Below are 574 nucleotides of genomic sequence, written 5' to 3' on the forward strand. Positions count from 1 at the left end.
CGTCTTTCCCTATACCCCTAAGTAACACCCCTATGTTGTCTCCCGCCCTTCCTTCATCAAGCACTTTCCTGAACATCTCTATCCCTGTTGCCACAGTCTTACGCGTCTCACCTAAACCAACTATCTCTACCTCATCACCTACCTTTATTACTCCACGCTCTACCCTTCCTGTAACAACTGTCCCACGACCAGAAATACTAAATACATCCTCTATAGGCATCAAAAATGGCTTGTCTGTCTCCCTGACCGGCTCTGGTATATACGTATCTATCGCATCTAATAACTCCTGTATACACCTGTACTCCTCTGCATTGGGATCTTTACTCGGACTTTCCATCGCCTTAAGCGCACTGCCTCTTATCACAGGTATCTCATCCCCTGGAAATCCATACTTGCTAAGTAGCTCCCTAACCTCAAGCTCCACTAAATCAAGTAGCTCCGGATCATCTACCATGTCTGTCTTGTTCATAAATACTACTATATGAGGAACTCCTACCTGCCTTGCAAGTAATATATGCTCCCTAGTCTGCGGCATCGGCCCATCATTCGCTGCTACCACTAATATCGCCCCATC

1 protein-coding gene is annotated in these 574 nt (G+C 46.3%); it reads right to left on the bottom strand.

The annotated features are described in order from the left end of the window. On the bottom strand, positions 1–574 hold a 574-nt coding region (locus tag NZ841_08540; protein ID MCS7202807.1), incomplete at both ends, for a GTP-binding protein.

Source organism: Dictyoglomus sp. (assembly GCA_025060475.1).
Taxonomy (GTDB): Bacteria; Dictyoglomota; Dictyoglomia; order Dictyoglomales; family Dictyoglomaceae; genus NZ13-RE01.